The sequence below is a fragment of the Streptomyces sp. NBC_00872 genome (genome assembly GCF_045161915.1).
Classification (GTDB): domain Bacteria; phylum Actinomycetota; class Actinomycetes; order Streptomycetales; family Streptomycetaceae; genus Streptomyces.
Genome location: NZ_CP108806.1, coordinates 4,824,602 through 4,848,500 on the forward strand (window position 1 = coordinate 4,824,602; position 23,899 = coordinate 4,848,500).

The window sequence follows — 23,899 nt, forward strand, 5'->3', positions numbered from 1 at the left end:
GGACTTCGTGGGCGGAGCGGACTCCGCTTTCGAAACTGTCGAAGCTGTCGAAGCTGTCGAAACGTATGAGTCGAAACGTATGAGCCGGGGACGGGGCTCAGCGCGTGGGGACTCAGCGCGCCAGCCGCGCGGCGCGCGTTCTGAGATAGTGCGCCTCCGGCACGCTGAGTGTGCGCTGGGCCGCCAACTGGTAGGCGGCTCGCGCGCCTTCGGTGTCCCCCGTCCGCTCCAGGAGGTGGGCCCGGACCGCGTCGAGCCGGTGATGGCCCGCCAACCGGTCCGCCAGCCCCGCCACTTCGGCGAGCCCCGCCCGGGGGCCGCGCACCATGGCGACCGCGACGGCCCTGCCCAGTTCGGCCATCGGCTCGGGCGCGCGGCGTACGAGATTGTCGTACAGCGCGAGGATCTGCGGCCAGTCGGTGTCCTCGGCGCGCGCCGCCTCGTCGTGCAGCGCCGCGATCGCCGCCTGCACCTGGTACGGACCGGCCGGCCCCTGGGTGAGGGCCTCCTCCACCAGGGCGGTGCCCTCGGCGATCGCGCGCCGGTCCCAGCGGGCGCGGTCCTGCTCGTCGAGCGGGATCAGCTCGCCGTGCGGCCCGGTGCGCGCCGCGCTGCGGGCGTCGGTGAGCAGCATCAGCGCCAGCAGCCCGGTCACCGCGCCCTCCCGGGGCAGGAGCCGGCGTACCGCACGGGTCAGCCGGATCGCCTCGGCGGCGAGATCGGCGCGGTGCAGATCGCTGCCGGAGGTCGCCGTATACCCCTCGTTGAAGATCAGATAGAGCACCTGGAGGACGACGGCCAGCCGCCGGTCGCGGTCCTCGGGCCCCGGCTGTCCGAAGGGCACACCCCTGACCTTCTGTTTCGCCCTGCTGATGCGCTGCGCCATCGTCGCCTCCGGCACCAGATGCGCGCGGGCGATCTCGGCCGTGGTCAGACCTCCGACCGCCCGCAGGGTGAGTGCGATCTGCGCCGCCGGCGTCAGCCCGGGGTGACAGCACAGGAAGAGCAGGGTGAGCGTGTCGTCCTCGGACGGGGCACGGCTCTCCCCGGGCGGCGGCGTCACGAAGGCGTCCCGGGGCAGCAGCGCGGCGGCCGTCTCCTCACGCCCGCGCCGTGCCGTGTCCGCCCGCAACTGGTCCATGAGACGGCGGGAGGCCACCTTGATCAGCCAGCCGCGCGGATTGTCGGGGACGCCCCGCTCCGGCCACTGCCCGGCGGCGGCGAGCAGCGCCTCCTGTACGGAGTCCTCGGCGGCGCCGAAGTGCCCGTACCGCCGTACGAGGGCCCCGAGGACCTGCGGCGCGTGCAGGCGCAGCAGGTCCTCGATCCCGGTCGTGCCTCTCACACATCGCCTCCGCCGGCGTCGGGGATGGGGCGGATGATCACGGGGTAGGCGGGGACGCCCGCGGGCTCGGGGCACCGCGCGACGCGCACGGCGATCTCGGTGACCCGCTCCAGGCTCTCGCAGTCCAGCACCCAGTATCCGGCGAGCAGTTCCTTGGTCTCGCCGTACGGGCCGTCCGTGATCACCGGGCGGCCGTCGCCGTCCAGGCTCACATGCCGGGTCAGGGCGGGCTCCGCCAGCCCGTTGCCCTCCACCAGCTCACCCGTCTCGGCCAGATCGTTGTTGATCTCCCCCATATAGACGTACATCGCCTGGAGGTCCTTCTCGCTCCAGGCCGGGCTGTGCGCGGAGGCCTTGCCGGCCATCCCGTCGTAGTCGGCCTGGGAGCCCTGCACCATCACCAGATACTTCATGATGTCGTTCCTCCGTCGCGTCGTGCCCCTCGTGGGCAACTCTCACAGGGGACGTCGGAGCCGGTGAAGGGTTCTCGACACCGCGCGGAAGATTTTTCGGATATTTGTTTTTCGCATGTCCCGGCGCGTCCCGGCGCGTCCCGGCGCGTCCCGGCGTGTCTCAGCCGGTCGCGTGCGTGGCGCGGTAGGCGTCGGCGCTCCGTACGAAGGTCTGGTACAGGTCCTGTGTGGCCCGGGGCACGGAGTTCGCCGAGGGCCGTTGCAGCAGCAGAAGGACCTCGGTGCTGTCGCCGGCCAGCGGCCGGTAGGTGATCGCGCCGCACCGCTCCAGCGGATCGCCGATCACGCTGAAGTCGGGCAGGACCGTGGCGCCGAGGCCCTCGGCCACCATCAGCTTGCCCATCTCCGCTCCGTCGGTCGAGTACGAGAAGGCGGGGTTGCGGCCTTCGAGGATGCGGTGGACGAACCGGTGCATGACATAGCCGGAGCGCATGATGATCAGCGACTCGGCGAGCAGATCGTCCACACCGACCGCCGGCAGCGCCGTCAGCGGGCTGTCCGCGCGTACACAGACCACGGGACGGCCGCGCAGCAGCTCGGTGGAGTGGAAGCCCGGTGGCCGGTCGTCGCCCTGGAGATAGTTGACGAGCCCGAGATCGAGTCCGCCCTCCATCAGCTCGCGGTGAATCCGCTCCTGCTGCGCCGCGACGACCTCGACCTGGGTCTCCGGGTGGGAGGCGCGGAACTCCCGGATGGTGGGGACGAGCAGCGGTACGGTCGCGGCGTTGACCGTACCGAGCCTGATCATCCGGCTGGTGTGGTGCTGGTCGTCGGCCGCGCGGCGCAGTTTGTCGACGGCGTCGAGGACTCCGATGATGTGCGGCAGCAGTTCGCGGCCCTCGTCGCTGACCTTGGCGCCGGACCGTCTGCGGTCCAGTATGTCCACGCCCAGTTCGCGCTCCAGATTGCGGATCGTCTCGCTCAGGGCCGGCTGCGACAGATGCAGTGATTCGGCGGCCCTGCGCAGGGAGCCGAGGCGGGTGACGGCCGCGATGTATTCGAGCTGCTCGATTCGCACGGAGATCCCGCTGAATTTCGTTCGGTACTCGTTCTGTACCCGATGGAAGGGAAACCCTATCACCGGCTCGAAGATGCCTGATGGACGCGTGGAGGAGGCCGCCGGTAGGGTGGCGACGAAAGAGCCGCCGGTACGGCGACGACCGTTCGGAAGGGGTGACGTCTTGAGGCCAGGGCAGCAAGATCTCACCCGGCGTCGGCACGTCGATCTCGTACGCGTTTCCAGCGCCCTCTGTCGGCCGGGACGCTGAGAATACTCCCAGGTCAGCGATGGTCTGGCGCCCGTTGTGCGGGTGCCGCCCGAGGGTGACGGCGTGACCGATCCGAATGCCGGGATTCACGCCGCGGATTCCCTCCTCACGGTGATCCGCGCGCCTCGGTCCTCGTGGCTCTCGCGGTCCTCGTGGCTCTCGCGGTTTTTCCGGCCTTCCCGGTCTTCCTGATTTCACGGAATGGCCATATGTCAATACGCGGCCGATTCCACGGATTTCACGGCGTCCACGGCTTCCACGGTGGATTCCGCCGAGGCCCCATCCGGTATTCGTGGTCGTCCGAACCATCCGTCCGGTGTGCCGGGGCCGTCTCCGGCCGAGGTGTGCCGGCCCGTACCTCCTGGAGGCCTTGCCATGACCGCCGCACCTGCCCGTACCGTCCGTACGGTGGCCGACGACGCGGAGGCGCTCGCCCTGGCCCGCGAACTGGCCGACGAGTTCAGGGCGGAGGCCGCCGAGCGGGACAGGGAGCGCAGGCTGCCCCGCGCCGAGCTCGACCGGCTTTCCGCCAGCGGTCTGCTCGGGGTCACCGTGCCGCGCGCCCATGGCGGCGCGGATGTCTCCGCGCGCACGCTCGCCGAGATCTTCCGTCTCCTGGCCACCGGTGACGCGAGTCTGGCGCAGATACCGCAGAGCCACTTCGTGTACGTCAGTGTGCTGCGGCGCCAGGGCAGCCCGGCGCAGCGGGAGTTCTTCTTCGGGGAGGTGCTGGCCGGGCGCCGGTTCGGCAACGCGCAGTCGGAGGCGGGCACGAAACACGTCCAGGACATCCGTACGCGTCTGACGCCGCTGCGGGACGGGGCGGGCGCGGCGGACGGGTCGGGCGCGGCGGACGCGGCGGGCGGAGCGAGGGCGGGCGACGCGGGCGGGACCGGTTCGTACCTGCTCAGCGGTGAGAAGCACTACTCCACCGGCGCGCTGTTCGCCGACTGGATCCCCGTCCTGGCCCGCGCCGAGGACGAGGCGCTGCATGTCGCGTACGTACCGCGCGACGCCCCGGGGGTGACGGTCCTCGACGACTGGGACGGCATGGGGCAGCGCACCACCGCCAGCGGGACCGTCCGGCTGGCGGATGTGGTGGTCCCGGCCGACCGGGTCGTACCGCACCATCTCACCTTCCAGGGTCCGCAGTTGCACGGGGCCGTGGCGCAGCTCCTGCACGCGGCGATCGACGTCGGCATCGCGTCGGGGGCGCTCGCGGAGGCCGTCGCGTTCGTCCGTACGAAGAGCCGGCCGTGGTTCGAGAGCGGTTACGAGACGGCCGCCGAGGACCCGCTGCTGATCCAGCGGTTCGGTGAACTCGCCCTTCGGGTACGGGCGGCGGAGGCGCTGCTCAACGCCGCTGCGGACGCGGTGGACGCGGCGTCCGCCGATCTCACCGACGACAGTGCCGCGGAGGCGTCGATCGCGGTCGCCGCGGCGAAGGTCCAGGCGGCCGAGGCGGCGGTCGGGACGAGCAGCGCCCTGTTCGAGGTGGCGGGCACGCGCGCGGCCCTGGACAGCCTCAATCTGAACCGGCACTGGCGTGACGCGCGTACGCACACGCTGCACGATCCGGTCCGCTGGAAGGTGCAGCACATCGGACGGTATGTGCTGAGCGGCACACGGCCACCGCGCCACGGGCTGCTCTGAGCCGACCGCGTCGGCGGCCGGTCCGCCCGGCTCCCGCTCCCCGGCTCCCGCTCCCCTGTCTCGCTCCTCTGTCCCGCTCCTCTGTCCTGTTTCTCTTCCCCGGCCCCTCGCCTGTTCGGTCACCGCCTCTGTCCGCACCCTCCCCATCTGGTCATCCCCACCATCGGAGACACTCGTGAACCTCACCTTTCACTGGTTCCTGCCCACCTACGGCGACAGCCGGCATGTCGTGGGCGGCGGTCACGGTCTCCCGGCCGGCGCGGCCGGGGGCCAGCGGCCCGCCACCCTCGGCTATCTCACCCAGATCGCCAGGGCGGCCGAGCAACTGGGTTTCGAGGGGGCGCTCACGCCCACCGGGGCCTGGTGCGAGGACGCCTGGCTCACCACCGCCATGCTGGCCCGGGAGACCGAGCGGCTGAAGTTCCTGGTCGCGTTCAGGCCCGGCATCCTCTCGCCGACCCTCGCCGCGCAGATGGCGGCCACCTTCCAGCGGCACGCCCCCGGCCGGCTGCTGCTCAATGTGGTCACCGGGGGCGAGAGCCATGAGCAGCGCGCGTACGGCGACTTCCTCGACAAGGACGCCCGTTACGCGCGTACGGGGGAGTTCCTCGCGGTCGTCAGGGCCCTGTGGCGCGGCGAGTCGGTGACGCTGGACGGTACGCACATCCAGGTCGAGGACGCCCAGCTGGCCAGGGTGCCCGACCCGGTGCCGCCGGTCTACTTCGGCGGCTCGTCCCCGGCGGCCGGCGAGGTCGCGGCCCGGCACAGCGATGTCTATCTGACCTGGGGCGAGCCTCCCGCGCAGGTCGCCGGGAAGATCGCCTGGATACGGGAGCTGGCGGCCCGCGAGGGACGGTCCGTACGCTTCGGCATCCGGCTGCATGTGATCACCCGTGACACCTCGGACCAGGCGTGGGCCGAGGCGCGGCGGCTGCTGGACGGTTTCTCCGAGGACGCGGTACGGGCCGTCCAGGAAGGGCTCGCCCGCAGCGAGTCGGAGGGGCAGCGCCGGATGCTCGAACTGCACGGTGGCAGCACCGCGAACCTGGAGGTCTCGCCGAATCTGTGGGCGGGCATCGGCCTGGTGCGCGGTGGCGCGGGCACCGCACTGGTCGGCAGCCATGGCGAGGTGGCCGAGCGGATCGCCGAGTACCACCGGCTCGGGATCGACGAGTTCATCATGTCGGGCCATCCCCATGTCGAGGAGGCGTACTGGTTCGGCGAGGGAGTCCTCCCGCTGCTGGCGGACCAGGGCCTGTGGCAGCACCCGGGGGCGGCGGAGGCCCGGTCCGAGAGCGGTCAGGTGCCTTTCGTGAGCCGCTGACCCCGCCCGCCCGGCGCCCCTTCGGGTGGCGCCGGGGGCCGGGCTGCGGGGCTGCGGACAGGGGGCCGGGGCTGCGGGAGGAGAGGAGCGGTGCGAGAGGCCGCGGCAGGGGTGGCGGCAGGGTCAGGAGTTCGGCTTCCGCCCTGAGGCGAGGAAGAGACCGCCGACCATCACGAGGGCCGCGGCCCCGCCCCCGATGAGCGGGGCGATGCCGGTCCCGGTGTCGGCCAGGGCCCCGCCGTCCGTACCACCGGTGCTGTGGGTGCCGGTGCCGCCCTGTGCGCCGCCGCCACCCGATCCCGATCCGCCGCCCGTACCACCGGAGCCGCTACCACCCGTGGCGCCCGTACCACCCGTACCACCCGTGTCGTCCGTACCACCGGTACCGGCGCCGGTCGCGTTGACGACCACGGCGGCCGTGTTGTTCCCCCGGTTCTTGTCGAACGGGAGCGTTCCCCAACGGTGATCGCCCTTGACGAACGCCACCTTGCCGACGGCGTTGGTGACGGCCTTGTCAATCCGCAGCCGGAAGGCGTACGGAAGCTCGGTGTTCTCGTCGACATAGCCGTACGGAGTCGTACAGCGATAGGCCGACGCCCCGGCCGCCCCTTCGAGGGTCTTGCCGTCCGGGCCGGCCGGCACGCAGAAGTCCGGGGCCTTGGTGACCGTGGTGCCCTTCGGGATCCCGAACTCGAACACGCCGATGGGCGAGCTGACGTCATTGGCCACCCAGGCCGGTCCCTTGTTGGCGAACGTCACCTCCGCGGTGACGGTCCCGCCCACCTCGCCCTTGAGATTCGCTCCCGTGAGCGCGAAGTCCGCGGTGTTCCGCGCGGTGATGGGGACATCGAGCCGCTCGTAGCCGTAGACGGCGTCCGGATCGGCCGGCGGCTGCCGCGCGACGAGCCGCAGCACCGGACCGGCCCCGCCGCCGTGCTGGGTTCCTTCGGGGAAGGTGGGCACGTCCGCCTGGATGTCGAAGCTGAGGTGCTCGTACAGCGCACGGTCCAGGACGGTGACACCCACCGGCTTCTCCGGCACGTACACGACGCCCGGCTCCAGGGTCTGCTCGATGTCGCAGACCGCGGTCACCTGCGCCGCTCCCTCGTCCTGGGCCGGGACCTCCTCGTACACGCAGTTCGAGTACTTCTCGGCGAAGGACAGTCCCTGTGTGCCGGTGACGAACAGCGCCACACGGGTGGCGGGCCCGTCCCCCCTGTTCGTCACCGAGAACGAGATCCCGCTCGCGCTTCCGGGCCGTATCCCGTCGACCGGAGCGGTCTGCCCGAACGCCAGCTCGGGCGCCGCCAGCTCGGGCGCCGCCGGGTCGGCCGCGGCGGCGGAGGCCGCCGCCGGCCCCCAGCCCAGCCCCACGACGGCGACCGCGCCGGCCGCCGCCGCCCTCAGCGCGCGGGCCGTTGACGCAGATCTCATGGTGCCCTCCGAGGTGGCGCGCATATGAATGACAGCTGAACAGCCGTGTGAAGGGAGACACCCGAGGTGCCGGAACGGTTGTACGGGCAAACGCTCGGCGGGACGGCTTGCTCTGCTCGGCGGGACGGCTTGCTCTATCGAGCCAATTGCCCGGGATCGAGCCAATTGACCGGGAAACCCGGGTGCCGGTCTTCCGGGGCTGCCATCGTGACAGCGCTCTACAGCCAGTGCCGGGAAAGGCACCGGCTCTGCCCATTCGGTCGGGGCGGACGGCCCGTATCGGTGGACAGTCCGTATCGCAGCAGAGGAGACCGCACCATGGACGCGTACATCCCTCCCGTGGAGCAGACATCGGGATCGGGCGAGCGCTGGGAGTGGACGCAGGAGCGCTACCGGAACGGGATGTTCAGCCACGGCATCAGCAGCGAGCGGCGACGGCTCGGGCTGCTGGAGTCCCTCCTGGACGGGGCGACACGCTCGCGCATCACGGCGCTCGGACTGAAACCGGGGGACGAGGTCCTCGAAGTCGGCGGTGGCGGCGGGTCGGTGGCCCGCTGGCTGGCCGGGCAGGGTGCCCGGGTGACGGTGACGGATCTGGACACCAGGTTCCTCGAAGAGCTGACGGACCACGGCGTGCGGGTGCTGCGCCACGATCTGTACACCGAGGACTTCCCGCCGGGATCCTTCGACCTCGTACATGCCCGGTATGTGGTGATGCATCTGCCCGATCCCGACAAGGCGGTGGCCCGGCTCGCCGAATGGCTCAGGCCGGGCGGTGTCCTGCTGCTGGAGGAACCGGCGTCCTTCCCGGTGATCGACTCCCCGCACCCGGCCTACCGCACCATCATGCGTGCCTTCCGTACCCATCTCGAACGGTCGGTGGGGTCGGACACCGCCTGGGCCCGCACCCTGCCGGTGCCGCTGAGGAGGGCGGGCCTCGTCGACATCGGACTCGACGCCCGGATCCAACTCGTCAGCGGCGGCGACGACGAGGCGGAGTGGTGGCGGCTGAATCTGGAGCAGTCACGGCAGGCCATCGTGGCCGCGGGCCTCGCGGACGACACCGATTTCGACGCCGCGTACCGCGAACTGGCGTCCCCCGATTTCCATGACCTCTCCCTCGCCGTCCTTACGGCGTGGGGCCGGCGGCGGGCGCTCTGAGAACGGCGGGGCGCGCCCGCCACGATGGCAGGCGCGCCCCGACGATCCACGGCGTTCCGGCGTCTCGGTGTTCAGGCGTTCCGGAGTGTCGGTACTGCGGTGCTGCGGTGCTGCGGTGTTGCGGCTCTCAGGCCGCCGCACTTCCGACCAGATGGTCGCCCGGGATGCCCGCCATGTCGGGGCCGTAGTACTCCTTGATGCCGGTGACCCAGGTCTCCCGTGCGATCCGATCGGAATCCGTCGGCCCGAAAGCGTCGAAGAGGACATGGATATTGGGGAGTTGGAATCCGATGGCCGTCATCAGCGCGACGAAGACAGGCCGCCGGATGAATCCGTCCCCTTCCAGGTCGCCCAGTCCGGCGAGCGATTCGGCGAATTCACCGATCGCCCCGTCGAAGCGCTCCGGGGTAAGGACGCAGGCGATGTACTCGTCGAGGCTGACCCTGCCGTCATGGTCGGAGTCCAGCTCGCCGACCACGGTCGTCCAGTACCGCTGAAAGGCGGCCAGCATCGCGCCCTTCGCCGTTTCATCGGCCTCGGGCACCGTCTTGAGGACGCGTGTCGCCATGAGGTCGAAGTCGTCGGCCTCAAGGAAGCCGTTCTCATTGACGTCGAACAGTGTGAAAACGAGCTTGGCCCGGTTGATTGCTTCCGTACGCAAGGTGTCTCACCTTTCATCAGGCTGTGGCCAGGGAGACGTTTCGTTTCTCACTATGCGAGGCGGCGGCCCTTGCGTCCGCGACCTTATGGACGTTCATCAGAAGGAGTGAACGTACGTTTGCCCGTCTCCATGCCCTGTGCGCAGGGCGGTCCGGACGGGCGTCGGCCCGGAACTCGTCAGTATTCGTCGCCGTGTTCGGCGGCCTGCCGGGTGGCGTGCTCGGCGCTCTGCTCGGCGCGGTGCGGGGCCGTCGTGTTGCGCAGGGCGTCCAGCAGTCGGTGTACGGCGGGCTGGGCGGGGGAGGGGTCGCGTACCGCCGCGTAGATCGTCCGGATGGGTTCGGGGTTGCGGACCGGGCGTACGACGACGGCGGGGTGGCGGTTGCCGAGACCCATCTCCGGGATCAGGCTGATGCCGAGCCCGGCGGCGACGAATCCCTGCGCGGTGTCGTAGTCGCCGCTCTCCACCACGAAGTTCGGGCTGAAACCGGCCGAGCCGCAGGCGTCCAGTACGGGCTCCAGACAGGGGCCGGGCTGGTCGCTGCCGACCCATGGTTCGTCGGCGAGGTCGGTCAGATCCAACTCCCGCTTGGCGGCGAGCCGGTGGCCCTCGGGCAGCACCGCGGAGTACCGGTCGTCCAGCAGATGGACGAACCGGATGCCGTCGGCCGCGAGTTGGTCCCGCGGCCGGACCACGAGGGCGACATCGGCCAGCCTGTTCCGTACCTCCGGCAGCGGATCCCTGGGGTCGCTCAGCTTCAACTCGACCTGTACGCCTGGCTGTTCGCGGCGGAGTGCCGCCACGGCGGGTGCCACCAGCGTCGCGCCCGCGGTGGCGAAGTAACGGACCGCCACCCGGCCCGTGCGCCCGGCCCGCAGCTCGGCCAGTTCGGTCTCCGCCTCGGTGAAGTGGCGGTCTATGACGGCCGCGTAGTCGGTGAGCACCCGTCCCGCCTCGGTCGGCCGTACACCGCGGCCGGTCCGCTCCAGCAGTGCGATCCCCGCCTCCTTCTCCAGCACGGCCATCTGCTGGCTGACCGCGGAAGGGGTGTACCCGAGATTCCGTGCCGCCGCGGTGACCGACCCACTGGTGACCACCGCCCGCAGCAACTGCATACGCCGTCTGTCCAGCATGTAGAAGAGCTTAACTCTTCCTTCGAATGTTTTCGCTTGTCTTACAGGACTTACCGGGGGACCGTACGACCAGAACGTACGACCAGACCGTACGACCAGACCGTACGACCAGAACGCGCGGCCGGAGCAGGACATCTGACCGATCGTCAGACATGCTCGTACGCGGACCACACGCCAGGAGGCGGACAGTGCTGAGCGGCTCACGCGGAACCCTGATACGCATGGCCGTCCTCGCCTTGCTGTGGGGATCCGGCTTCCTCTGGATCAAGCTCGCCCTGGAGGGCGGCCTCGCCCCCCTCCACATCACCGTCATCCGCTGCGCGCTGGGAGCGCTCGTCCTGCTGGTCCTGGCGCGCTCCGCCGGCCAGACGCTCCCGCGCGACCGCAGGACATGGGGCCATCTCGTCGTGGCCGCCTTCTTCTGCAACGCGCTGCCGTTCTTTCTGTTCAGCGTCGGCGAACAGACCGTCGACTCCGGCGTGGCCGGCGTCCTCAACGCCACAACTCCCCTGTGGTCCTTCGCGATCGGTATCGCGATCGGCACGGAGCGCGGCTTCCGCCCGCTGCGTCTGACGGGCCTTCTGCTCGGCTTCGCCGGGATCCTGCTCATCTTCGCGCCCTGGCACCAGGCCGGTCTGACCGGCGGGGGCGCGCTGGCCCTCATGGCAGCGGCGGTCAGTTACGCCGTGGCCTTCGCCTATATGGCCCGTCATCTCATCGGCCGGGGAACAGCCCCGCTCGCGCTCTCGGCGGCCCAGCTGGTCATGGCGACGGGCCTCACCCTGCCCGTCCTCCCCGCGGCCACCGCCGCCCCGGACGCCCCCACCGCCACCGCGTGGATCGCCATCGTCGTTCTGGGCATCTTCGGTACGGGGATCACGTTCCACCTCAACTCCCGCCTCATCGCGGACGAGGGCCCCACCGCGGCCGCCACCGTCGGCTATCTGCTGCCGGTCGTCTCGGTGGTGCTGGGCGCGATCGTCCTCAGCGAGGAGATCGGGATGCGCGTCGTCGCGGGCATGGCGGTGGTGCTTCTCGGAGTGGGCCTGACGCGAGGCAGGCAACAGGGCGGGAAGCAGAGCCAGAAGCAGGAGGCGGACACGCAGGGCCAGAAGCAGGAGACGGAGGCGCAGGCCGCCTCGTCCGTGCCCGATCCGGTGACGAATGCCCAGACCGGACCGTCCCGCTGACTTCTCTCTGTACAGTTACGGTCACTCATCGCGTCTTACGGGCTCTGACCCTGGGGGTGACGGACGGTGGCGGACGGGGCGGACGGACCGGAGACCGGCGCACTGACCGTGCCCGGGGCGAGACTTCACTACGAAGTACGCGGCGCGGGACCGCTCCTCCTGCTCCTCCCGGGCGGCAACTCCGACGCGGCGGTCTTTGAGGGCCTCGCCACCGTCCTCGCCGCGCACTACCGCGTCGTCTCCTGCGATCCACGCGGCAACTCGCGCAGTCGGCTCGACGGTCCGCCGGTCGACCAGCGGATCGAGGTCCACGCCGACGACGCGTACCGCCTGCTCGACCATGTGGGCGCCGCGGACGAACCGGCTCAGGTGTTCGGCAGTTGCGCGGGCGCGCTCGTCGCGCTCGAACTCGCGGTCCGCCATCCGGACCGCGTCCGTTCGACGGTCGCACACGAGCCGCCGGCGATGGAACTGCTGCCGGACGCCGAGAGACACCGGGCGTTCTTCGACGGCGTGTACGAGACGTTCCGAAGCGCGGGCGCGGGAGCGGCGTTACGGGAACTCAGCGCGATCTTCGGTGGCCGCCCCGCGCCGGAGCTGCCCGAGGCCCACGACAACACCGCCTTCTTCCTGGCCCACACGCTACGGCCGTCCACCCGCTTCCGCCCCGACCTGACCGCACTCGCGGCGCTGGCGGAACGCGTCGTGGTGGCGGGCGGCCACGACTCCCGTACCCACACGGTCCACCGCCCGGCAGCGGTCCTCGCCGCCCGGCTCGGCCAGGACCTGACGGAGTTCCCCGGCGGCCACGTCGGCTACGCGAAACACCCGGCCGCCTTCGCCGCCCGGCTCGTCACCGCCCTCACAGCCCAGGACCCGACGACCCCCACGGCAAGCGCCTCCTGAGGGCGCGGCCGGATATCTCAGTTGCCGTCGCCGCCCTTACTGCCCGATCCTGTGCGTTCGACGGGGAGATGAGGAGAGGGGTCGGGCGTGGGGCTGTGTCTGTTCCCGGACGACGACGATGCCATCGGCCCGGACATCTCCTGGTCCTACTCCGGCTTCGCGGCGTTCCGTCGGCGGCTGGCGGAGGCCGAGGGGATCACTCTCTCCCAGATGTGGGGCTTCGGCGGCGACCGCCCATGGAGCTCCGTCTCCACCCCGCTGGAACCGTTCCTCGATCACCCGGACGACGACGGCGAGCTCTCGGCCGCCGAATGCGCCGCGATCCTTCCGCGTCTGGAGACGGTCATGGCCCAGTGGCAGAGCGAGGCCACCCGAACCCCGCTCCTCCAAGCACACATCGACGACGCCCGCCAACTCGTCATCGTCCTCCTCCACTGCGTGCAGAAGAACGTCGTGCTCCAATTCGCCTGACCCCAGCGCTCCCATCGCCCCCCGGGAACCAGGGCGACCGGGGAGCCGGCAGCGGTCACTTTCCGGCTTCGGGGCCGTACCACTGGAGTGCCTGACCGGTCACGGCGGCGATGCACTCGTAGTCGTCGTCACGGTGCAGGAGCGTCAGGCCCTGTAGTTCCGCCGTAGCGGCGACGACCAGATCCACCGCCCCGGCACTACGATGCAGGCCGCGCTTGGTCAGCGCCGCCTGCGGTGGGATCACGGGCGCGGGTCCCGTGGCGGTGCGGCTTGGGCGGCCGTGAGGTGATGGGTGCCTGCGGCGGTCAGCCTGCCCGGTCGTTATGGGTCGCTGGGGCATGATGACGTCATGCAGACCCGACCTGTACTCGTCTACGACGGCGACTGCGCCTTCTGTACGACCTCGGTGACATTCCTTGAACGGCATCTGCGGCTTCGCTGCGCCATCGCCCCATGGCAGTTCACGGATTTGGACTCTCTCGGCATCACCCGGCGACGAGCCGAGTACGAGTTGCTGTGGATCACGCCGACCGGGACTGTGCACGGCGGTGCGCAGGCCGTCGCCAAACTTCTGCTGCACGCGGGCAAGGGGTGGGCATACCTGGGCGGAATGCTCACTCTGCCGCCCCTTCGCTGGCTCGCCCACGGTGTCTACCGCCTTGTCGCCAACAACCGTTCGCGGATGCCGGGCGGTACTCCGGCCTGCGCGTTGCCGGCAGGACACCGGCCAGGGCCACGTCCTACGGAATAGGCCCTGTCGCGTCGGTCAGGAGCGGAACCGGCTATTCGGGCCGCGACGGAACGAGGCCGCGCTTCTTATCGCGCGCTTCCTGTCAGCCGTATGCCCGCCGTATGCCCGCCGCGCGCACTCACGTCCACCTTTCGCGTCCGCTTTCGCGTCTCCCTTTCGGGCCTGAGGTGGATTCGCGTCCATTGCGGTATCGGATGGCGTATTAATCCGATCGAACGATGAGAATGTAGTGCGCCAAGGTAATTCTCGGCAAGGCGGCAAGGAACCGGCGCGACGAAACTCCCTTTCCTCTGCAAAGGCCGACGTCCGGTCGGGAGTACTCGCCGAACCGATTTCGTATGCGCCGGGCCCCGGGCGGACGCACAACACGCCGATGAACACCCGCGTTGAAATAGCCGTTGTGTAGCGCGTTTATGGAAATCACTCGTATGCGTCACATAAATGCGTACTCGGCGGTGTTGTATGCCAGCGACAGAAAAGGACGGCCCGCGCAAACCGGGAAGTGCCCGCTACGCCACCGTCTCACTCAGGAGTTGGTCCCTCGATGACGCTCAATTTCCCTGGCACGGCTCTATGGCGCACGATGTCGACCTGGGTTGGGGCGGTACTCACCGTACTGCTTGCCGCCACCGTGGTCGCCGCTACGTCAACTCGGGCGAATGCCATCGCCACACCGGTACCTCTGGGTACGGCCACCAGTTTCGCCGTTCTGGCCGGTCAGTCGGTCACCAACACCGGTCCCTCGGTGATCACCGGAGACCTCGGGGTAAGCCCGGGTACGGCCATCAGCGGGTTCCCGCCGGGGCTGGTGAACGGGGTGCAGCACTCCGCCGACGCGGTGGCCCTTCAGGCGCAGTCCGACCTGGTCGTGGCGTACAACAACGCCGCCGGACAGGCCACGGACGCCGCTCTTCCGCCGGACGCCGGTGGTCTGACGCTCGTTCCGGGCGTCTACACCGCTTCGTCGACGCTGGGGCTCACCGGCACCCTCACCCTGGACGCGCAGGGTGACCCCAACGCCGTCTGGGTGTTCCAGGTCGGTTCGGGTCTGACGACGGCGTCCGCCAGCCGGGTGCTGCTGATCAACGGCGCTTCCCCGTGCAACGTGTACTGGCAGATCGGCAGCTCGGCCACGTTGGGCACCGGCACCACCTTTGTGGGCACCATCATGGCCCTGACCTCGATCACGGTGACCACGAACGCGAGCATCGACGGCCGGGCGCTGGCGCGCAACGGCTCGGTGACGCTGGACACCAACAGGATCACGCGCCCGCAGTGCGCCGGCACGACCACCGGGGGGACCACGACCTCCGGTACCACCGGCGCGACCACCGGCGCCACCACGAGCGGCACCACCGGTGCCACTACCGGAGGCACGACCGGCGGCGCCACGAGCGGCGTACTCGGCGGTCTGATCACGGGCGGTGTCACCAACGGCGGTGTTCTGGGCGGTGTTCTGTCCGGCGGCGTCGTCGCGGGCAACACGGCCGGCAACATCAGCGGCGGGAATGTCACCGGTGGGAACGGCGGGAAGCCCGTCAAGCCCATCAAGCCGGGCCACGGTCACCACCACAAGCCGGGCAAGCCGCACCACGGACACTTCCCCCACCACGGGCACTTCCCCCACCACGGCGGTCCCCACCACGGCGGCCCCCACCACGGCAAGCCGGAGCACGGCGGTCCCGAGCACGGCAAGCCGGAGCACGGCGGTCCCGAGCACGGCAAGCCCGAGCACGGACACGGCCCTGAGCACGGCGGCCCTGAGCACGGCGGTCCCGAGCACGGTGGTCCCGAGCACGGCAAGCCGGAGCACGGCGGTCCGGAGCACGGCGGTCCCGAGCACGGTCAGGACAACGGCCCCGAGCAGCGCCGCGTCCCGAGCACCTGGGGCGGCCACCAGGGCTACGGCGACAAGCCGAACATGACCGGTGAGCGCACGGTCGTCACCGGCTGAGAACACGAGCACGACCGGTGGCGCGGGACGGATCGTTTCCCGATCCCGTCCCGCGCCATCGCAGAAGGTACGCGCAGAAGGTACGAGAAACACGCAGGTGAGCACCGAGTTGGAAAGGCCGGGTGGGGATGTGCCGGGTGGCGTCGAATCAGCGGATGTGAAGGACCGGGAGCGGACGGACACCGGACCGGCAGCACCGCGATCATCCGGAGAACCGCCCCCGGCACACGGACCCGCACGGCCGGCCCTCCCCCTGAAGGCAGGGATCGGCGCCGCCGTGCTTCTGTGTGTGACGGCTTCCCTGGTCCATGTGCTCATGGTGTTTCTGCATGTGGCCCCGCCGAACCCGGTCTCCCGGGAGTTCGGTCGGCAGATCACCGCGTGGGTCTACCCGCTGTTCGAGCAGAACTGGCGGCTGTTCGCCCCGGAACCGGAGTCCGTCAACCGGCAGATCTCCGCGAGGACCGCGCACACCGCTGAGGACGGCACCGTCCGGGTGAGCGCCTGGTTCGATCTGACCGAGGTCGACAATTCCGCGGTCGAGCACAATGTCTTCCCGAGCCATACGACGCAGAACATGCTGCGCCGGGCCTGGACCTCGTACTCCGAGCTGTACGGCGGCGACGACGAGCCGCGTTCGGAACGCGCCGTGATGATGCAGAAGTATCTGCGCAATATCGCGGTGAACCGTGTCGCCGCCCATCACCGCGGCACATTCGAGTCCATCCAGCTTCGTGTGATCGCTCGGCCCATCTCCGCGTCCGCCCCCGCGGACGCCGGCCGGTCGGCGGCCACGACCGCACAGGCGCCCGTCGACACCCGTCTTCTCCCTTGGTGGAAGGTGACCCCCGATGGGAACTGAACACAAGTCGCCCGCCGCTTCCGCCGCTTCCGCGTCGTTGGCCGCTTCCGCGTCGCACGCGTCGACGGCTGCTCCCGCGTCTCAGCCGCGTATCCGCCTGCGCGCGTGCGCGGACATCGCGCGACGGCTCCTCAGCCGGGCCGGTGCGCTCGCGGCGGCGCTGACCGAGCGCCCGGTGTCCCTGTACGCCGCCGCCGTGCTGCGCATCGGGTACGGACTGCTCTATCTCGCCTTCCTGGTGCGTGAGTTCCCCCACCGTGACGAGATCTGGGGACCGGGTTCGGCGTGGACGCCGGAGCTGGCGGAGGAACTGTTCGACCAGACGGATTGGGTCAGCGTCCTCACCCTGTCCGACAGCAGGGCGTATTTCGAGGTCTGTTACGCGGTGGCCGTCGTGACGTGCGTGCTGTTCACGCTGGGCTGGCGGACCAGGGCCGTATCCGTGCTGTTCGCGGCGGTGGTGGCGTCGTTCCACGCCAGGGCGATCTTCATGACGGACGGGGGAGACAACCTCATCCTCCTCATGGCCGTCTATCTCGTTCTCACCGCGTGCGGCCGACGCTGGTCCCTCGACGCGCGCAGGAACCGGCTCCGGACGTCCGGAGGCGGAGCACCGAAGTGGCGCGCGGGTCCTGCGGGTGTGTCGAACTCGGTGAGGAACGGGTTCGGGGCTCAACTCCGGGACATGCGCACCACGTTGGTCACGGTGCTGCACAACTGCGGCATGTTCGTCATCGCCGCCCAGGTGTGCGTCCTCTACGGCTCCGCCGGCCTGTACAAAGTGCAGGGCAGTTCCTGGGGCAACGGGACCGCTCTCCATTACGTACTGAACCTCGACCTGTTCCGGCCGTGGCCCGCGCTGTCCCTCATGGCGGACGGCCACACCACGCTGATCACCGTCGTCGGCTATCTGACCGTCCTGTTGCAGGTCGCCTTCCCGTTCGTCCTGTTCGGCAGGCTCAAGTACCCCGTCCTGGCCCTCCTGTTGGGCATGCACATCGGTATCGCGGTGTTCATGGGACTGCCGCTCTTCTCCGGCGCGATGATCATCGCGGACGCGGTGTTCCTCCCCGACCGCTTCTACCGGTTCCTGGGGCGTCTGTGGCGGCGTACGCCTCCACAGGACGAAGCCGTCGTGGCGCGCCCGCCCAGGGACGGCACCGTGACCGTCCCGTCTCAGCCCGGCCCGGTGGCGGTACAGAGCGTCCGCTGATCGTCTCGTTACGCGATGAGACCGGAGACGGATCCGCCACGAGGTCGCGAAATCGGACGGACATGCTGCGGGTGAACATGCGGAGATCGCGATACGCCCGGGGTGCGGTACCGGCACTCTGCTGAAGGCCGATCCGAGTGGCGCTGGGCGGTCGTGGGGTTCCTGGGTCCGTCCGCGACACAGCCTCGCGGCGAGGGCGCCGCGCCGGGGGAGCGGTGGGTGCGAGACGGAGGGGAACCGTGTTGTGACAGCAGGGGGCACAGGTGACCGCTGAACGAGTCGTGGGGACTTCCGCCTCGTCGTCGCCCCATACGTATACGCGTGCGCAGACGGATACGCGTCGCCCGGACGCCGAAGGCCGGCGGAGGAGCGTGCCGCGTCATGTCGCATGCGTGATGGATGGGAACGGCCGGTGGGCGGCACGGCGGTCGTTACCGCGTACGTCGGGTCACCGGGCCGCGGAGGCGACGGTGATCGACGTCATCGAGGCGGCGCGGACGTCGGGGGTGGAGTGGCTGAGCCTGTACGCGTTCTCCACCGAGAACTGGCAACGCCCAGGCAACGAGGTCGACTTCCTCATGCGGCTGGTGCGCCGCGTCGTACGCAAACACGCCCCGCTGCTGCACGCGCGGGGCATCCGCTGCCGGTTTCTCGGTGTGTCGGACCCGAGAATCCCCGCGGCGCTGGCCCGGGACTTCGCCGACCTGATGACGCTGACCAGCATGAACCGAGGCATGACGCTGACCGTGGCGTTCGATCACGGGGGACGCAGGGACATCGTCGAGGCGGCACGGTCCCTCATCCGCAGCGGGGTGTCGGCCGATGCCGTCGACGAGCGGCACTTCGCCGCTCATCTGCCCTTCGCCGACACACCGGATGTGGATCTCGTCATCCGGACCTCGGGTGAACAGCGCATCTCCAACTTCATGCTCTGGCAAGTGGCCTACGCCGAATGGATCTTCCCGCCGGTGCTCTGGCCCGACTTCCGCGCGCCGCACTTCATGGAGTGTCTGCACACCTACCAGCAACGCAATCGCCGCTTCGGCGGCGTGACGCAGAAGGCGAACGGAGAACCTCACCAGTGACCGACACAGGCAGCAGCCACTCCAGGCGCACCGGCTCCAGTGCCACTGACCTCGACGGAGACCGCGATCGTGGCGGGGACCGCGACCGCGTCGGCGGCCTCGACCGCGACCGTGACCGCGTTGGCGACCGCGACCGTGACGCGGCGCAGCTCGGATCCCTGTTCGGCCCGGACTCGCAGTTCCACCGGTTCTTCAACGACCCGCGCTGGGCACTGGCCATGGTCCGGGCCACGGTGCTGGAGGCCGCCCACCCGCAGATCGGCGCGGCCCTGATCGACAACTCGACGTTCGTGGCGCACCCGTGGCGACGGCTGCGGAACACCCTCGTAAGTCTCCAGCGCATGTTCGGGGCCGACGACGACGCACGGCAGAGGGAGGCGGCGCGGCTCAACCGTCTGCACACGCGGCTGAGCGGCACCGACGCACGGAACCGGCCCTACGACGCGATGGACCCCCAGGTCCGTGCCTGGGTGGTCGCGACGCTGTTCGAGAGCGCCGTCACCATGTGCCGATTGAGCGGGCAGCCGCTCGAACAGAGCGCCATGGAAAAGCTGTACGCCGAATTCCAGGCCTTCCTCGCGGCCCTGGGGGATCAGGCCGGCCATCTGCCGCCCACTCTGCGGGAGTTCTGGCAGTACTACGACCACACGGTCCAGACGGAGTTGGAGAACACGCAGGCGCTGCGCATCATCCTCTACAAGCTCTTCGACCATCTCCCGGCGCCGCCCCTGCTGGACGGCCTGCCCACCGTATGGGCGGCCGGCCGCGCGCTCGCCGGTCCGGTCATCGGCACTATCACCGTGGCGTCCCTCCCGGAACCCTTCCGCCGGCGGGCGGGTCTGCCCGAGGTCCCCGGCGCCCAGACGCTGATGCAGAGCGCGTACATGGCCGCCGGTCTGGCACGTTTCCTGCCCGAAGGCTGGATCCGGACGGAAGAACTCACCGACCTGCTCTATCTGTCCGCCGACAGCGACGATCCCCGGGCCGCGACGATCACGGCGCTGCGCGGCCGGATGAAGCGGGCCGGCGCGCTGTTCAGGCTGATCACGCCCTTTCCCGTACAGCCTGGCCCCGACGGGGGAGCCGCGCCGGGGCGGAGCGCGGAGGAGTTCTTCGACGCGGTGCTGGACCAGACTGGGGACGGCTTCCTGGACTGGCCCGATCTCGCCGCCATGGCACGGGAGTTGTCGTCCCGCCTGGATCTGGACGAACCGGAGGAGACCAGGCTCTACAACGCGTACGCCGAGTGGTGGAGGGAACTCCAGGCGGCCCTCGACACCGACGGCGACGGCCGCATCAGCAAGGAGGAGTACGCCGCCGCCGTTCCCTCTCTCGCCGGGCCCGCTCTGATCAGGGTCGCCGAGGTGCTCTTCGAGGTCACCGACACGGACGGCAACCAGTTCATCGACGCGGACGAGTACCGGGCTCTGTTCCGGACCGCGTTCCGGCGCACTGTGGCCGACGCGGACGAAAGGTACTCGCGCAGCGCGTTCGTGCAGGACTTTCTCTCGTTCATGTCGGGTCGCCGGCGTTCGAGCGCCTATGACCCGCTGCTCGCCGGGGCGTAGAGCGCGCCGGACCGCGCGCCACGTGCCGGGTGCCGTCGCGGTGGCGTCGGCGTACGGGTTCAAGTACGGGTCGGCGTACGGGCCGGTGTACGGGTCGGCGTACGGGCTGGCATACGGGTCGGCCCGCGTGGGTCGACCCGTACGCCATGAGCCATGATCAGACGAGGTCGAACCGGTCGAGGTTCGCGACCTTGGTCCACGCGTTGACGAAGTCGGTCACGAACTTCTCCTTCGCGTCATCGCTCGCGTAGACCTCCGCGAGCGCGCGCAGCTCGGAGTTCGAGCCGAAGACGAGGTCGGCGCGGCCGGCGGTCCACTTGGTCTCGCCGGTGGCGGCGTCGCGGCCCTCGAACGTGTTCGCGTCCTCGGACGTCGCCTTCCACGTCGTCCCCAGGTCGAGCAGGTTGACGAAGAAGTCGTTGGTCAGAGACCCGGGGGTCGTGGTGAGGACACCGAGCTGCGACTGCTGGTAGGTCGCGCCCAGGACCCGGAGACCGCCGACGAGGACCGTCAGCTCGGGGGCGCTCAGGGTCAGCAGATTCGCCCGGTCGATCAGCAGGTACTCGGCAGGCAGCCGGTTGCCCTTCCCGAGGTAGTTGCGGAACCCGTCGGCGGCCGGCTCCAGCGCGGCGAACGACTCCACGTCGGTCTGCTCCTGCGACGCGTCCGCGCGGCCCGGGGTGAAGGGGACCTCGATGTCGACGCCGGCGGCCTTGGCGGCCTGCTCGACGGCCGCACCTCCGGCGAGCACGATCAGGTCGGCGAGCGAGACGCGCTTGCCGCCGTTCTGGGAGGAGTTGAAGCTCTCCTGGATCCCTTCGAGGGTGCGCAGCACCGTCGCCAGCTGGTCGGGGTCGTTGACCTCCCAGCCGCTCTGCGGCTCAAGGCGGACGCGCGCGCCGTTGGCGCCGCCGCGCTTGTCGCTGCCGCGGAAGGACGAGGCCGACGCCCACGCGGTGGACACGAGCTCGGACACCGAGAGGTCCGAGGCGAGGATCTGGCTCTTGAGGGAGGCGATGTCCTCGGCGTCGACGAGCTCGTGCGTCACGGCGGGGAGCGGGTCCTGCCACACCAGCGTCTCGGCCGGGACCTCCGGGCCGAGGTAGCGCACGATCGGGCCCATGTCACGGTGGGTCAGCTTGAACCACGCGCGGGCGAAGGCGTCCGCGAACTCGTCGGGGTTCTGGAGGAAGCGCCGCGAGATCTGCTCGTAGGCCGGGTCGACACGGAGCGCGAGGTCCGTCGTCAGCATCGTCGGGGCGTGGCTCTTCGACGCGTCATGGGCATCGGGTACGGTGCCCGCCCCGGCGCCGTCCTTCGGCCGCCACTGGTTGGCACCGGCGGGGCTCTTGAAGAGCTCCCACTCGTAGCCGTAGAGGATCTCCAGGAAGCTGTTGTCCCACGTCACCGGGGTGTTGGTCCAGATACCCTCCAGACCGCTGGTGATCGTGTCGCCGCCCTTGCCCGTGCCGAAGCTGTTGCGCCAGCCGAAGCCCTGCTCCTCGATCGAGGCGGCCTCCGGGTCGGGGCCGACGTTGTCCGCCGGGCCCGCGCCATGCGTCTTGCCGAAGGTGTGGCCGCCCGCGACGAGGGCGACCGTCTCCTCGTCGTTCATCGCCATCCGGCGGAACGTCTCACGGATGTCGCGGGCCGCGGCGAGCGGGTCCGGGGTGCCGTTCGGGCCTTCCGGGTTGACGTAGATGAGGCCCATCTGGACCGCGCCGAGGGGGCTCTCCAGCTCCCGGTCACCGGTGTAACGCTTGTCGTCGAGCCAGGTGGTCTCGGGACCCCAGTAGACGTCCTCCTCGGGCTCCCAGACATCCTCGCGTCCGCCGGCGAAGCCGAAGGTCTCGAAGCCCATCGATTCCAGGGCGACGTTGCCGGCGAGAATCATGAGGTCGGCCCACGAGAGGCTCTGGCCGTACTTCTTCTTGACCGGCCACAGCAGACGGCGGGCCTTGTCGAGGTTCCCGTTGTCCGGCCAGCTGTTGAGGGGCGCGAAGCGCTGCTGACCGGCCCCGGCGCCGCCGCGGCCGTCGCTGATCCGGTAGGTGCCGGCGCTGTGCCACGCCATCCGGATGATGAACGGGCCGTAGTGGCCGAAGTCGGCGGGCCACCAGTCCTGCGAGGTCGTCAGCACCTCCGCGATGTCGCGCTTCACCGCCGGGAGGTCGAGGGTCTTGAACGCCTCGGCGTAGTCGAACTCCTCGCCGAGGGGGTTGGCCACGGCGGGGTTCTTGGCGAGGATCTTCAGGTTGAGCCGCTCCGGCCACCACCCGCGGTTTCCGCCGCCCTGCGTCGGGTGCGGGGCACGCCCGTGCGCGACCGGGCAGCCACCTCCGCTCTCCGTCTTCGCGTCTACGACGATTGCATCATGGTTCTCAGACATGAAAATCCTTCCGGACCAGGCGGATCACGGTGCTCAGGAACTGCGGGCGGTGGGACAACTGGGAACAACTGGGGCAGGGGGCCGGCGGACGACGTCGGCTTCGTCGCCCGAGAAGCCGTGGCCGACAGGAAGCCTTGGTGGACAAGAGGCCTTGGTGGACGAGAAGCCTTGGTGGACAAGAGGCCTTGGTGGACAAGAGGCCTTGGTGGACGAGAAGCCTCGGCCCGCGGGTGCGGTGAGGCAGGCACCCCGCTGACCGCGCGGCCGACGCGGCGCGGGAGTCCCGTGGCGGTGAGCGCGTCGAAAGTCACACATGAGCCCCACACGTGACGTGAGGGGAGACATGACCCACGCGCTCGCGCCCCCGGGCCCCGGAGGCCTGGACGGTCTCGGGCGGCGCGCCCCGGGCGGCCGTCACCCGCAGGCCGGCGCCGAACAGTTCGTCGGGGGTGGTCCCATCACGTCTGTGTCTCCTGCCGTACCGGAATTTTCCTGTCCCTTGGCTATCGCCGGAACCGATCCTACGATGGACGGAGTCCAAGTCAAGAAGCAGACCAAACGTATACTTAATTAGAATCCGGACGTCCACTGATAAACCTCGGGTATCCGTACAAACCTGAATAGGTGAACTGATATGAGCGACCTGCTGGAGCGACTGCGAGGACGTGGCTGGCGGATGACCTCCCAGCGGCGTGTCGTCGCGCAGGTCCTCGACGGCGACCATGTGCATCTCACGGCTGACGAGGTGCACGCGCTCGCGGCGCGGCGACTGCCCGAGATCTCCCGGGCGACCGTCTACAACACCCTGGGCGAACTGGTCTCCCTCGGTGAGGTCATGGAGGTCTCCACGGAGGGCCGCGCCAAGCGCTACGACCCCAACGCGCGCCACCCGCACCAGCATCTGGTGTGCTCCAGCTGCGGCACGATCCGCGATGTCCACCCGACCGGAAACCCACTGGCCGACCTCCCGGCGGAGGAACGTTTCGGTTTCACGGTGTCGGGTGCCGAGGTCATCTACCGCGGGCTGTGTCCGTCCTGCGGCTAGGTCCTGTCCGGGG

21 protein-coding genes and 1 pseudogene are annotated in these 23,899 nt (G+C 69.9%); 14 read left to right on the forward strand and 8 right to left on the reverse strand.

From position 1 onward, the window contains the following. Window positions 1–112 precede the first annotated feature (112 nt). The 3 genes from OG214_RS20625 to OG214_RS20635 form a co-directional block, all read right to left on the reverse strand. Window positions 113–1,345, reverse strand: a complete 1,233-nt coding sequence (locus OG214_RS20625) for an RNA polymerase sigma factor (protein WP_405985564.1) — start codon at window positions 1,343–1,345, stop codon at window positions 113–115. Then, the gene (locus tag OG214_RS20630; protein ID WP_363081729.1) at window positions 1,342–1,758 is read right to left on the reverse strand and encodes a YciI family protein; all 417 of its coding nucleotides are present in this window, start codon (window positions 1,756–1,758) and stop codon (window positions 1,342–1,344) included. Before OG214_RS20630 ends, OG214_RS20625 begins: the two co-directional genes overlap by 4 nt. Window positions 1,759–1,918: 160 nt before the next feature. Next, the gene (locus tag OG214_RS20635) at window positions 1,919–2,836 is read right to left on the reverse strand and encodes a LysR family transcriptional regulator (RefSeq protein ID WP_363081728.1); all 918 of its coding nucleotides are present in this window, start codon (window positions 2,834–2,836) and stop codon (window positions 1,919–1,921) included. Between the two features lie 73 nt (window positions 2,837–2,909). Here OG214_RS20635 and OG214_RS20640 point away from each other — a divergent pair, with 73 nt between their 5' ends. From OG214_RS20640 to OG214_RS20650, 3 genes are all read left to right on the forward strand, one after another. Further along, on the forward strand, window positions 2,910–3,086 hold the full coding sequence (locus tag OG214_RS20640; protein ID WP_382850965.1) for a putative leader peptide: 177 nt from the start codon (window positions 2,910–2,912) through the stop codon (window positions 3,084–3,086). Window positions 3,087–3,461: 375 nt separating this feature from the next. Beyond that, on the forward strand, window positions 3,462–4,739 hold the full coding sequence (locus tag OG214_RS20645; RefSeq protein WP_405985565.1) for an acyl-CoA dehydrogenase family protein: 1,278 nt from the start codon (window positions 3,462–3,464) through the stop codon (window positions 4,737–4,739). A gap of 175 nt (window positions 4,740–4,914) precedes the next feature. Continuing rightward, entirely contained in the window at window positions 4,915–6,063 is a 1,149-nt protein-coding gene (locus OG214_RS20650) for an LLM class flavin-dependent oxidoreductase (RefSeq protein WP_405985566.1), read from the forward strand. A gap of 123 nt (window positions 6,064–6,186) precedes the next feature. Here OG214_RS20650 and OG214_RS20655 read toward each other — a convergent pair whose 3' ends face one another. Then, the gene (locus OG214_RS20655) at window positions 6,187–7,497 is read right to left on the reverse strand and encodes a hypothetical protein (RefSeq protein WP_405985567.1); all 1,311 of its coding nucleotides are present in this window, start codon (window positions 7,495–7,497) and stop codon (window positions 6,187–6,189) included. A gap of 318 nt (window positions 7,498–7,815) precedes the next feature. On the opposite strand from OG214_RS20655, the gene OG214_RS20660 reads away from it, so the two are divergent. Continuing rightward, complete coding sequence (locus tag OG214_RS20660) at window positions 7,816–8,658, forward strand: class I SAM-dependent methyltransferase (protein ID WP_405985568.1); 843 nt, start codon at window positions 7,816–7,818, stop codon at window positions 8,656–8,658. Between the two features lie 127 nt (window positions 8,659–8,785). Here the strand turns inward: OG214_RS20660 and OG214_RS20665 are convergent, their stop codons facing one another. Together OG214_RS20665 and OG214_RS20670 are read right to left on the reverse strand one after the other, a co-directional pair. Continuing rightward, window positions 8,786–9,319, reverse strand: coding sequence for an EF-hand domain-containing protein (locus tag OG214_RS20665; RefSeq protein WP_405985569.1), 534 nt, complete (start codon window positions 9,317–9,319; stop codon window positions 8,786–8,788). A gap of 176 nt (window positions 9,320–9,495) precedes the next feature. After that, window positions 9,496–10,452, reverse strand: coding sequence for a LysR family transcriptional regulator (locus OG214_RS20670; RefSeq protein WP_405985570.1), 957 nt, complete (start codon window positions 10,450–10,452; stop codon window positions 9,496–9,498). Between the two features lie 221 nt (window positions 10,453–10,673). Here OG214_RS20670 and OG214_RS20675 point away from each other — a divergent pair, with 221 nt between their 5' ends. From OG214_RS20675 to OG214_RS20685, 3 genes are all read left to right on the forward strand, one after another. Next, entirely contained in the window at window positions 10,674–11,642 is a 969-nt protein-coding gene (locus OG214_RS20675) for a DMT family transporter (RefSeq protein ID WP_405985571.1), read from the forward strand. 66 nt (window positions 11,643–11,708) lie between these two features. Continuing rightward, window positions 11,709–12,548 carry an alpha/beta fold hydrolase gene (locus OG214_RS20680; protein WP_405985572.1) on the forward strand — a complete coding sequence of 280 codons (840 nt, stop codon included), beginning with the start codon at window positions 11,709–11,711 and terminating at the stop codon, window positions 12,546–12,548. Between the two features lie 87 nt (window positions 12,549–12,635). Beyond that, the gene (locus OG214_RS20685) at window positions 12,636–13,019 is read left to right on the forward strand and encodes a hypothetical protein (RefSeq protein WP_405985573.1); all 384 of its coding nucleotides are present in this window, start codon (window positions 12,636–12,638) and stop codon (window positions 13,017–13,019) included. 55 nt (window positions 13,020–13,074) lie between these two features. Here the strand turns inward: OG214_RS20685 and OG214_RS20690 are convergent. Continuing rightward, window positions 13,075–13,251: pseudogene (locus OG214_RS20690) on the reverse strand (VapC toxin family PIN domain ribonuclease); the annotation flags it as partial. A 117-nt stretch (window positions 13,252–13,368) separates the two neighbouring features. On the opposite strand from OG214_RS20690, the gene OG214_RS20695 reads away from it, so the two are divergent. The 6 genes from OG214_RS20695 (at window position 13,369) to OG214_RS20720 (ending at window position 20,452) form a co-directional block, all read left to right on the forward strand. Then, window positions 13,369–13,770, forward strand: a complete 402-nt coding sequence (locus tag OG214_RS20695) for a thiol-disulfide oxidoreductase DCC family protein (RefSeq protein ID WP_405985574.1) — start codon at window positions 13,369–13,371, stop codon at window positions 13,768–13,770. A gap of 544 nt (window positions 13,771–14,314) precedes the next feature. Then, a complete protein-coding gene (locus OG214_RS20700; protein WP_405985575.1) occupies window positions 14,315–15,724 on the forward strand; it encodes an ice-binding family protein in 1,410 nt (469 codons plus the stop codon). Window positions 15,725–16,013: 289 nt separating this feature from the next. Next, window positions 16,014–16,586, forward strand: coding sequence for a DUF5819 family protein (locus OG214_RS20705; RefSeq protein WP_405985576.1), 573 nt, complete (start codon window positions 16,014–16,016; stop codon window positions 16,584–16,586). Further along, complete coding sequence (locus OG214_RS20710) at window positions 16,576–17,799, forward strand: HTTM domain-containing protein (protein WP_405985577.1); 1,224 nt, start codon at window positions 16,576–16,578, stop codon at window positions 17,797–17,799. The genes OG214_RS20705 and OG214_RS20710 overlap by 11 nt, the downstream gene beginning before the upstream one ends. A gap of 371 nt (window positions 17,800–18,170) precedes the next feature. Then, complete coding sequence (gene uppS, locus OG214_RS20715; protein WP_405985578.1) at window positions 18,171–18,884, forward strand: polyprenyl diphosphate synthase; 714 nt, start codon at window positions 18,171–18,173, stop codon at window positions 18,882–18,884. A 158-nt stretch (window positions 18,885–19,042) separates the two neighbouring features. Beyond that, window positions 19,043–20,452, forward strand: coding sequence for an oxygenase MpaB family protein (locus OG214_RS20720; protein ID WP_405987562.1), 1,410 nt, complete (start codon window positions 19,043–19,045; stop codon window positions 20,450–20,452). 157 nt (window positions 20,453–20,609) lie between these two features. Here OG214_RS20720 and katG read toward each other — a convergent pair whose 3' ends face one another. Next, window positions 20,610–22,841 carry a catalase/peroxidase HPI gene (gene katG / locus OG214_RS20725; protein ID WP_405985579.1) on the reverse strand — a complete coding sequence of 744 codons (2,232 nt, stop codon included), beginning with the start codon at window positions 22,839–22,841 and terminating at the stop codon, window positions 20,610–20,612. 634 nt (window positions 22,842–23,475) lie between these two features. Here katG and OG214_RS20730 point away from each other — a divergent pair. Continuing rightward, window positions 23,476–23,886 (forward strand): transcriptional repressor, encoded by a 411-nt coding sequence (locus OG214_RS20730; RefSeq protein ID WP_363083066.1) that lies wholly within the window; start codon window positions 23,476–23,478, stop codon window positions 23,884–23,886. Window positions 23,887–23,899 lie beyond the last annotated feature (13 nt).